This is a genomic window from Mesorhizobium sp. WSM4807, assembly GCF_055811615.1.
On the sequence record NZ_JBVVQY010000073.1, the window covers coordinates 1 to 6,107 of the forward strand.

General features: G+C 62.9%; 2 protein-coding genes and 4 pseudogenes. 1 reads left to right on the forward strand and 5 read right to left on the reverse strand.

What is annotated here, in order from left to right:
- The 4 genes and pseudogenes from AC0L3N_RS33405 to AC0L3N_RS33420 form a co-directional block, all read right to left on the reverse strand.
- Positions 1 to 196, reverse strand: a 196-nt coding sequence (locus tag AC0L3N_RS33405; RefSeq protein WP_473551914.1) for a transposase, incomplete at its 3' end; no start/stop codon positions are given.
- A gap of 625 nt (positions 197 to 821) precedes the next feature.
- A pseudogene (locus AC0L3N_RS33410) lies at positions 822 to 1,202 on the reverse strand (transposase); the annotation flags it as partial.
- Positions 1,203 to 1,565: 363 nt separating this feature from the next.
- Positions 1,566 to 2,642 carry an ABC transporter substrate-binding protein gene (locus AC0L3N_RS33415; protein WP_473551917.1) on the reverse strand — a complete coding sequence of 359 codons (1,077 nt, stop codon included), beginning with the start codon at positions 2,640 to 2,642 and terminating at the stop codon, positions 1,566 to 1,568.
- Between the two features lie 589 nt (positions 2,643 to 3,231).
- Positions 3,232 to 3,434, reverse strand: a pseudogene (locus AC0L3N_RS33420) (transposase); the annotation flags it as partial.
- Between the two features lie 263 nt (positions 3,435 to 3,697).
- Between AC0L3N_RS33420 and AC0L3N_RS33425 the strand changes: the two are divergent.
- A pseudogene (locus AC0L3N_RS33425) lies at positions 3,698 to 4,915 on the forward strand (IS110 family RNA-guided transposase).
- Between the two features lie 309 nt (positions 4,916 to 5,224).
- Here AC0L3N_RS33425 and AC0L3N_RS33430 read toward each other — a convergent pair.
- Positions 5,225 to 6,107 (reverse strand): annotated as a pseudogene (locus tag AC0L3N_RS33430) (IS256 family transposase); the annotation flags it as partial.

Genomic DNA, 6,107 nt, shown 5'->3' on the forward strand with positions numbered 1-6,107 from the left:
TCTCCCAATCGCGGTCGCGATAGCCGTTGCGCTGGGCCGTGTGCAGCGGGTTCTTCTCGCCATAGCCGGCGCCGGTGGCAGCGCCCACCTCCATCTCCATCAGCCGTTCGGCGGCAAAGCCGATCATCTCGCGCAGGATATCGCCGTCAGGGGTCTTCTCTACGAGCGTGCGCAGGTTCATCATCTCGTTGGTCATCGGTGGTTCCTTCGAATCAGGTTGGTGTGAGCAACCCGACCCTACCGGAGAACATCGATGACCACTGCTCGCTGCTCGCTCGCTACGGCGCTGTTGAGGGCGCGCTCGCGAGCGGCTTCGTCACCGCCGAGCTACACCTGTATGGGGCGATGATTGTCAAGCCTGCACCTGGTCCATTCCTAATCTCCTTGTTCGGCTGATTGGCGACATCTCCTTGTCCCGACCTGCCTTCGCGCCGGCCGCCGCGCGCAGTGACGGTCAAGGGTGGCCGAAGATCACATCGCGCCGCGACTTGCCCTTGACCGTCACGAGCACGGCGGCAGAGTGTTCTGGTCGGCGTGCCCTGCAGGGTGCCGACAAGGGGTTCCGAGGCGGAGCTCGCCATCAGCAGGCGCGAGGGCCGCGCAACAGACTTGTATGCGGTCGATCTCAGTGGATCTGAACCATGATGCAGCATGCGCATCGGTGGCGAAGCTCCGGGGCGGCGGGCCCATTCTACGCCGGCGGTTCGAGGACCATGTGTAGCTTCGGGTGGCCGCCACCTCGGATCGTCATCGGCAGACCCCCGCTGCGGGCCCGCCAATCGGGGTGTGTCTTGTTCTCCTGTGCCATGTGTCCGGCATGACGCCGGACGCAAGACAACGCCCTCAGGCACCTCGCCAGCGGTGACGAGGCGCCACAGCGCGATCAGCGGCTTGCGGGCGAGTGCCACAATCATCGTCTTGCGCGTGGTTTTGCGGCCGTCGGCCGTGCGCGCGTGGAGCCATTGCGCCAGGGCGCTGTCCTTCTGGAACAGAAGAAGGCGCCAGGCCAATTGGATCACGCCGCCCCGCACGCGGGCACTGCCGGCGCGCGCCAGCTCCTTCTCACGGCGGCGTTTGCCGCTCTCGTCCGGCGAGCCGGTGAGGCCGGCATAGCGCGCCACCGCGCGGCGGTCGCGCAAGCCGCGCGAAAGACACTCGTGGACCAGCATGTCCGCCGTCTCGACACCAACCCCGATGACCCGCGTGCGCGGCGACAATCAATCAGGATGAGAGGCAGTATTGCCGCCTCACCGTGGAATGCTCCGCTGCGGTGTGGAAACCGTGCGGTTCGGCAAAAACAAATACTTGGGACTGTGACCGCCATCGGCCGTCCGGCGGATATTGTTGTTTCAGACCACCCTCGACCCGCGATTAACTTTCGCGGTTCAGTCAGGTGCCATTCCGGTGCAATGGCGCCCGGTGATCACCACGCATTCTCCGATGCGCTTGCGGTAAGCCGATAGGCCTCGAGCTGGCCACTTAGCGACCTGTCCACTCCGAAGCCCTATCGTGCGAGAGCGAAGTCTGCTGTCACGGATGAAATACCACTACAGCCGAGGTATTACTCACCCGCTAATCCAAGAGTTCCAGCGCTCAAACATCGCGTCGCGGTTGGCGCCAATCCAATCGGGATCCATTCTGGCTACCTTTGACCAGTTGTCGGGCGCGGTGACGAGTGTTGATGCTACGTCACGATCGAGGAGCGCAGCGGCATTCTTGTTTGGAAGGGCATAGAACATCTTCTCCATGAATGCAGCATGTGCTTCGGGGCGAGTGTACATGAAGTTAAGGAGCGCTTTGGCGGCCAGGGGATGTGGCGCACCCTTTATCAAGCTCAAAAGCGTCGCTTCAAAAATTGCTCCGTCCCAGGTGAAGCGAACTAGCACCCCCTCCGCTTGCAATTTGGAAGCGCGTCCACTCCAAAGCATCGAGGCAACCACCTCCCCGGACCGGAGCAATTGTTGGCTTTGATTTCCGCTTGTCCACCAAACCGAGATGTGTGGACGCAATTGATCGAGCTTTGCAAATGCGCGATCAAGGTCCAGCGGGAATACCTTGTCACGTGCGATGCCGTCAGCAAGGAGCGCCGCCATCAGCACTACCACAGGATTAAAGTTCGGCAGCGACCGCGGTCCTGGAAATCTGTTGACGTCCCAGAATTCAGCCCAGTTCGTTGGCCCGCCGTCAGGGAATGCCCGCTCATCGTAGGTCAGAACCGAGCCGCCCGGATCCCAGAGGACAGAGGTTCCGAAGCAAGACCCCTCAACACCATTGGCGCCAACGTTTGGCAAGTCCTCGCAGTTCTTCCCGAGATCTTCGAAATACGGTTTGAATTCCGACGACAACGCAAGCTCGTAGCTGAACCCCGCAATGTCCCATTCCATCGTATTCGTCTGGCTCATTGCCTTGATGCGCGCGATACTGTCGGATTGGCTGCCCTCTACCGCAGTCACTTCTATTCCAGTCTCCTTTGTGAATGGCTGATAGAAGAGCTCGTCCATCACATCTCGGTAGGTGCCGCTCCCCATCTGGATGACTACGCGACTTTGGCCCGCGGTCTTGGCGGCCTCCACAAGTGAAGGCGTCGGCTGGGCGAGCGCGAAGCTCGGAACGAGTGAACTAGTTGCGGCTGCGGCGCTCAACCTGAGTGTATCCCGCCTGGTAATCATCGATTCCTCCCATTGACATGGATTCTGGGACCTTAGTTTCGGCCAATGAATTCCGTTGGTCATGCCCGATTTGTTATTCTCGGCCTTTGCTTGTTATGATCGACGCACGTGATCGAGCCTAACTTTTCCCAGCGACGGGTCGATTCACACGAGGCAACAATGCCCCTCTCCAGCAGTTCTTCGAAAGGCTCAGTCCGGAAACCGAAAGTAGAGCCACGCACAATGGCCATGATCTGGGGTAGGAAATGAAGCCGCTCGTAGCTGGCCGTCCAAGTTTTCATGCACGTGGGTTATCGCGCCAGCTCCAGGCGCTACCGAGACATCGCGCCCGCAGGCTCAAACCGTAAGCCAGATGCCAGCGCAGTATCAGGCAACGACTCCTTTAGTCCATCGGTCCAAGCCCGCTCCCTGCGAGCTTCAGATCGTGCCCACTGAGGTGGTGTAGCTGACGGCAGTTGTGTGCGTCAAGTTGCAAAAAATGGCGTGGCATTCAGCGGTGACGTTGGCGTGTCCGCCGCGCAGCCCCCGTGTTTAGCGGAGCGGCGGACATGGCGGCCGCGTCTCAGGCGGCCAGTGCCCTCAGGTTCTCCTTCTTGTGCTCGCGCAGATGATCCATGTTGAGGTAGCGGGTCGCCTCGAGCCAGTTCTCGTGGATCTCCACCGCCAATGCCCGAACCAGCCGCAAACAGCTCTGCGGGTTGGGGAAGATGCGCACGACCAGGGTGGCCGCTTGATCTCCTGGTTCAGCCGCTCCAGCATGTTCGTAACCGGTATGATCATGACGGTGCCATCCGTCCCCGCTGGAGATGATCGATTTTCGGCGTATGGTGCGACCATCCGGGACAGGGGCACCGGGAGCACGCCAAGTGCGGGCAGGCCGATGTATTCGATGAGCTGCGAGCTCGCGTTAGTAGCTGGCCGCCCCTGCGACCTGCCTGGTTGCGCCGAGAGCGCGGATCCGTAGGTGTCGCGTCGCCCGCCGGCTCCCGACTGTTTGAGGAGGGGAGCCGATGAGACGTGTGATTGGAATGGACATCCACCGCACCTTTGCGGAGGTGGTGGTTTGGGAAGATGGCCGGCTGCGCCATTACGGACGGGTCGACATTACCCGCTCGGGACTGGAAGGGTTCGGCCGCAGTTTGCGACGGACGGATGAGTTTGTCGTCGAGGCTACGGGCAACACCATGGCGGTGGTGCGGGTTCTGTCGCCGTATGTCGACCGGGTGATTGTCGCCAACCCGATGCAGGTGAAGGCGATCGCCCATGCCAGGATCAAGACCGACAAGATCGATGCCGGCGTTCTGGCGCAGCTCCATGCCAGCGGCTTTCTGCCTGAGGTCTGGATTCCCAATGAGCGGACTGAGCGGCTTCGCCGCCTCGTCGCGCGGCGCAACCAGGTCGTGCGGCATCGCACGCGCGTGAAGAACGAGGTGCATGGCATCCGGCAGGCGCACCTCGTGCCGAAGTGCCCGCATGCCGATCTGTTCAACCGTCGGGGTCGCGCCTGGCTCGAGCGGCAGGTGCTTCCCGACGACGAGCGGGCCGCTATCGCCCGCCACATCCGCGAGATCGATCGCCTGGCCGAGGATCTGGCTGACCTCGATCGCGACATCGCCCGGGAAGCGGTTGATGACGTGCAAGCCCGGCGGCTCCAGACGATCACCGGCGTCAATGCCATCGTCGCGAGCGGTATCATCGCCGCCGTCGGCGACATCCGGCGGTTCCGCGAGCCGCAGAGGCTGGTTAGCTACTTCGGCCTCAATCCGCGTGTGCGCCAATCCGGTCTTGGCTTGGCGCAATATGGCCGGATCAGCAAACATGGGCGTTCCCATGCCCGCGCCATGCTGGTCGAGGCCGCCTGGGCGGCGGCGAAGGCGCCCGGACCGCTCAGGGCCTTCTTCCTGCGCATCCGCAACAAGCGCGGCCATCAGGTCGCCGCCGTGGCGGTCGCCCGCAAGCTCGCCGTGTTGATCTGGCATCTGCTGACAAAAGAGCAGGACTACTTCTGGGCTCGCCCGGCGACTTGAGCGGCAAAGCAGAGGCAGCTCGCTCTCAAGGCTGGCGCGCCGGGCGAGCGCGGTGTCGGTCGCCGCGGTTCGGCTTACCCCTACAACGTGAAGGAGTTGCGAAACAGCGAGAAAGCTGCGGCCGAGAATGCCGAACGTGCCTACGAGCTGATGGTTCGGCATTGGCGGTCACGCGGGCCGAAGCGGCGCACGGACGCCACAAACGAGGAACGACTATAACGGCTGCGTGGCGGCACTCTCATCCTCTCGCACCACTCTTTGCCACGTGGTCGTCCGTGCCCCGACAAATATAGCACAAGGAATGTGGCAGCGCCTTGGTCCGCTCCAGACTGGCGCCGTGCTCGACGCCGTCAAGGCGTGGCCTTGAAACCTCGCAGCCGGTCGTGGCGCCATCGCACCGGCCAGCCTTGACTGCGTCTCGACACGCTCGCACGGGAAATCCCGTAGGCCAGGGCGAAGGAAACAGCTCACCTGAAGCCGAACAAAGAAACGAACAGGAGTCGAATAAGCCAAAAAGCCGAAATCAGGCTTGTCGATGTCATCCGTCGAGTGCAGCTTGACGCGGTGCTCCTTGGGGAAGCTCATGTAGGCGAGCACGTCGTTCTCGGCCTCGTCCATGATGGCGGCGAGCTTCGGCACCTTTGGGCGGATCTGGTCGGCGACGGCGCGCCACTGCAGGCTTGCCGCCTCGGCCGTCTCCTGGGCGAAGGCGGTGGCGATGAAGGCCGAGACGACGCGGCGGCCGCTCTTGCCGGCATGGGCGAGCACGTTGCGGGCGAAATGAACCCTGCAGCGTTGCCAGGTGGCGCACAGAACCTTGGAAACCGCCGCCTTGATGCCTTCGTGGGCATCGGAGACGACCAGCTTGACGCCGCGCGGGCCGCGCCGCGTCAGCTTGCGCAGGAACTCGGTCCAGATCGGCTCGGCTTCCGACGTGCCGACCTCCATGCCGAGCACCTCGCGGCGGCCGTCCGCGTCGACGCCGACGGCGATGATGACCGCGACGGAGACGATGCGCCCGCCACGGCGCACCTTCAGATAGGTGGCATCGACCCAGAGATACGGCCAGTCTCCCTCGATCGGCCGGTCGAGGAAGGCCTTCACCTTGCCGTCGATCTCCTCGCACAGCCGGCTGACCTGGCTCTTGGAGACACCGCTCATGCCCATCGCCTTGACCAGGTCGTCGACCGAGCGCGTCGAGATGCCCTGGATATAGGCCTCTTGAATAACAGCCGTCAGCGCCTTCTCGGCCATGCGCCGCGGCTCCAGGAACGAGGGGAGATAGGAGCCCTTCCTGAGCTTGGGAATGCGCAGCTCGACCGTGCTGGCCCGCGTCTCCCAATCGCGGTCGCGATAGCCGTTGCGCTGGGCCGTGTGCAGCGGGTTCTTCTCGCCATAGCCGGCGCCGGTG